Origin of the sequence: Paracoccus pacificus (assembly GCF_042680785.1) — a bacterium.
In the GTDB taxonomy this organism is placed as follows: Bacteria; Pseudomonadota; Alphaproteobacteria; order Rhodobacterales; family Rhodobacteraceae; genus Paracoccus; species Paracoccus pacificus.
The window spans coordinates 193949-197435 of the sequence record NZ_JBHUEN010000020.1 but is presented as its reverse complement, the minus strand read 5'-3'; the positions used below and the strand labels follow the sequence as shown (position 1 = coordinate 197435).

The window sequence follows — 3487 nt, the reverse complement described above, 5'->3', positions numbered from 1 at the left end:
CGGGCGGTCGCAGTCCCCGCTTCAAGCCGCTGATCTCGTCCGTTCAGAGGAATTCAGTGAAAAATCGAGGTGCCCATCGGATCACGTCGTTTGCGGCGATCATCGAGGCCAAAAAGGGACATAGTTTCAATCAAAGTGTCAGGTCGCTCCCGCGCTCGCGCTCGTTCTTCGACGCCGATTGCCAAGGCCAACTGAATGAGCGCGGAACGCGCTATCTTGATCACACGAAGAGCCTTAGTCTCGAGAAGATCGCTGTCGATGGAGAACCCTAGGCCTTCGCTACTTGGTGCGGCCCACATAAACGGCCGTGCCCAGCCCTCGTGTACCTGAAGGAATTTGTGTTCGAGCGCGTTACGGATGTCATGCAACTCTCGCGCATCGGGTCCGGTCGTCCGCTTTAGTTGATCGTCGAACAACTCCTTCGAAAGCCAGAAAAGTCCGCGAAGCGGCCAGTTTGGATAATCTTTAAAGCGGTCGAGAAGCCGCGGCTTCCCTTCGATCATCCAGACATTCTTGAAATTGATGCGATTGGCGACTTTTCCCAACTTCCAATAATGATCGACAAGAAACGCCACCTTATCGAGCAGAGAATAGGCAATACGGTATGCTGTACGCACCCGTTCGGTTGCGAGCGAGTGCATCGGATAGTCCAGTGTGTCGAACAGCCTAACGCGACGGTCAGAAAAGTGCAGATTTGTGTCGGAAAGACCCTCGTAGAGCATGAAGCGCGCCGACACTTACTCCTGTTTCATCTGATTGAAAAAACCGATGACTGGTGGTGGCGTAACGACGCCCGGTCTCTCATCGAACCTTTCGCTTATGGGCGGCAGGACGAGGTCGTCGCATGCTGCTCTTGCGTGCGACCCGAGATCATTGAGTGGATTCAGGAACAGGCGATGGTCGAGACACCACTGCCGATACTTTTGTTCGACCTTGCTGCGCCCGAGCGGCGGCACACCAAAATCCTGCAACTCGCGTATTCGATTGAGATCGCCCGCCGCAGCATATTTTTTGGCTTCTTCAGCGAACTGTTGCGCCAATGCGTCCGGGTAAATGGAGTCATGTACAGCATCGGCGGCGATCGCGGCAATCAACCCATCATGGGCGTGCAACAATAAGATCGCACGTTCGCGATCATCATCCAACATCCCAGCATAGTGCTTAAGGCCATTACCACGATTTGCCTGCGCCATCGCGAACTTGGGAATGATGCGAAGCGCTGCGTCCCATCCTTCAATCGCGTCGATGAAGCGCCCCATCACATTGAGTTGGTTTGCTCTATTGGTCAGGATCTGACAACGACGCATGAGATCGAGTTCGACAAGCCAGGATGAGCAGCTGCGCGAGACAAGGCAAGGATTTGCTGTTCGCGTTCGGGGTGTTCCCAAGCCCAGGTGCCGCGGATGCCGGAAGTCATCTCTTTAACCGCCCATGCATTGGATCGAAAATATTCGAGAACCGCGCCATGTTGGACGTTCAGATCGCGCTTTGCAAATTCGTCGAGAAGGTAGATCGCGCGGTCTGCTCCCCGGGTGAAGCCAGCGTCACGCGAAGCGTCGATCAATGTACCGATATGATTGAGCGCAGCGTCATCGTCGAGCTTGCTGATCGAACGTTCACGCAATTTTTCGAGATCTTCACACTCCAATTTTCTTTCCTGACAATGTTTATCCAAGGTACTTCTGGTCGTCTTCGGCATACTATGATTTTTCAGATAGATTTGATTATCTTCAGATATCCGATTGCACGACAAAATTACGAGTCGCCTCGCTGTAAGACAAAGAAAAAATCTTAGTTTTCAGTATATTTCATCGTCTGGGACAGCGGGGACACAACAAGTTCGAACGCAACATGAGGCGGATCGAGACCATATACGTTATCGAAATGTCCGAACATCTTGCTGAGATACTTTGATGCTGGGTAGAGCCAGTTTAGATCAATCGATGCTGGAGCTATCGCCGCTCCACGATGCCACCGGTGAGCCGGATTCTGGCAATAGATCATGTTGAACATACTCACATGCGCCCAGTGTGAATGCACAACGCTACTAAATGGCTGATAGACATAGTTGTAGAAGTCGATAAAGCCGGCCTCTTCGGCCATCTTTCTGATGTTGAGACCGGACCAACTACCAAGATTCACCTCAACAAGAGCCTCAATCCGTTGCCCTGCTAGCCCGTCACTCCAGACTTTGATCATCTGACTCAGTTCAGCCGCGTCATTGGGGGCTGTCGCGGCCTCTAATGCTCGCTTTTGATGGGCAATCTGAAATTTAATAGCGCCCTGTCCGTCCTCAATATAAAGATGTGCGCGTGAACGAGGATCTTTTAGAGTCCAAGCTAGGGCCTGTTGAGTATCAGGATTCCCATTCGGCGTGATTTCTGGTTCAAGCTTCCCGAAAGGGAGGATTTGATGGCTGTTGACCGTTACATCATCACGGATCGTCAGTGGATGATGATCGAGCCGCATTGTCCAGGCAAGAAGTCGGACCCCGGTCGGACGGGCGGGGACGGGCGTCTGTTTCTGGAAGGGGTGTTCTGGATCGCCCGGACTGGGGCGCAGTGGCGTGATCTGCCGGCCGAATTCGGCAAGTGGAACTCGGTCTACTGCCGTTTCCGAGACTGGGCTGTTTCGGGGGTTTTTGAGCGTATCTTCAATGCCCTGTCCGATGAGCCCGACATGCGGGTGGCCATGGTCGATGGCACCATCGTCAAGGTTCACCGCCACGGACAGGGCTCAAAAGGGGGACTCGAAGTCAGGCCATCGGCAAGTCGAAGGGCGGCTGGACGACCAAGATCCTCGCCCTGGCGGATGCCTTGGGTCACCTCGTGCGCTTCGTTCTGTTGCCGGGGCACCGCTTCGACACGGTCGGTGTCGCGCCGTTGACCGACGGCGTCGTCTTCGATGCGATCCTCGCTGACAAGGCCTTTGACAGCAACTGGGCCTTTGACAGCAACTGGATCATCGCCGAGATGAACGAACGCGGTGCGGCGATCTGCATTTCCCAGCGCGCGCAGCGCACGGCGCCGTTGCCGATCGATCCTGATCTCTACAAAAAGCGTCACCTGATCGAGAACTTCTTCGGAAAACTCAAGGAGTTCAAACGGATCGCAGCTAGAGGGCGTCTTCATTCAGGCCAACCAGGCCATGGCGCATGCGATTGAGACGAAGGCCTTGAACGCTGAGAGAGTCTTCTCCACGCGAAGCGTGATCCGACGGAAGCGTTTGATACGGTTGAAGAAGCTCTCGACAAGGTGGCGCTCCTTGTAGATCGTCCAGTCGATATGGCAGCATCTCGCCCGGCTTCGGTTGCGCTTGATATGCGCTTCGGCCTGCATGGTTTCGGCGATTACGCTGCGCAGCGCCTCGGTGTCATAGCCAGAATCGGCCACGACATGGCCGACCCCTTCGAGCCCCGCGATCAACCTCTCGGCCTGCGGGCTGTCGGCCCATTGCCCGGGCGTGAGTTCGAAGCGGACCGGCAGGC

The 3487-nt window shown here is 54.8% G+C and carries 6 protein-coding genes and 1 pseudogene; 2 read left to right on the top strand and 5 right to left on the bottom strand.

Features of this window, described 5'->3' with window-relative positions:
• Window positions 1–53 precede the first annotated feature (53 nt).
• From ACFSCT_RS08130 to ACFSCT_RS08115, 4 genes are all read right to left on the bottom strand, one after another.
• Window positions 54–737 (bottom strand): LA2681 family HEPN domain-containing protein, encoded by a 684-nt coding sequence (locus ACFSCT_RS08130; RefSeq protein ID WP_379141717.1) that lies wholly within the window; start codon window positions 735–737, stop codon window positions 54–56.
• Window positions 738–1259: a hypothetical protein gene (locus ACFSCT_RS08125; RefSeq protein WP_379141716.1), complete on the bottom strand. Its 522-nt coding sequence runs from the start codon at window positions 1257–1259 to the stop codon at window positions 738–740.
• A gap of 26 nt (window positions 1260–1285) precedes the next feature.
• Window positions 1286–1699, bottom strand: a complete 414-nt coding sequence (locus ACFSCT_RS08120) for a hypothetical protein (protein WP_379141715.1) — start codon at window positions 1697–1699, stop codon at window positions 1286–1288.
• A gap of 92 nt (window positions 1700–1791) precedes the next feature.
• Window positions 1792–2469 (bottom strand): DUF5677 domain-containing protein, encoded by a 678-nt coding sequence (locus tag ACFSCT_RS08115; RefSeq protein ID WP_379141713.1) that lies wholly within the window; start codon window positions 2467–2469, stop codon window positions 1792–1794.
• On the opposite strand from ACFSCT_RS08115, the pseudogene ACFSCT_RS08110 reads away from it, so the two are divergent.
• Window positions 2413–2691, top strand: a pseudogene (locus tag ACFSCT_RS08110) (transposase); the annotation flags it as partial. The gene ACFSCT_RS08115 and the pseudogene ACFSCT_RS08110 sit on opposite strands and share 57 nt — an antisense overlap.
• 71 nt (window positions 2692–2762) lie before the next feature.
• Window positions 2763–3164 (top strand): transposase, encoded by a 402-nt coding sequence (locus ACFSCT_RS08105; protein WP_379141731.1) that lies wholly within the window; start codon window positions 2763–2765, stop codon window positions 3162–3164.
• Here ACFSCT_RS08105 and ACFSCT_RS08100 read toward each other — a convergent pair.
• Window positions 3132–3487: transposase (locus ACFSCT_RS08100; RefSeq protein ID WP_379141711.1), on the bottom strand; the 356-nt coding region annotated here is incomplete at its 5' end. The genes ACFSCT_RS08105 and ACFSCT_RS08100 overlap by 33 nt on opposite strands.

Bases quoted from the DNA above. Each gene is read 5' to 3' on its own strand.
- ACFSCT_RS08125 (WP_379141716.1), bottom strand. From the start codon at position 1,259: ATGGGGCGCTTCATCGACGCGATTGAAGGATGGGACGCAGCGCTTCGC.
- ACFSCT_RS08120 (WP_379141715.1), bottom strand. From the start codon at position 1,699: ATGCCGAAGACGACCAGAAGTACCTTGGATAAACATTGTCAGGAAAGA.
- ACFSCT_RS08115 (WP_379141713.1), bottom strand. From the start codon at position 2,469: ATGCGGCTCGATCATCATCCACTGACGATCCGTGATGATGTAACGGTC.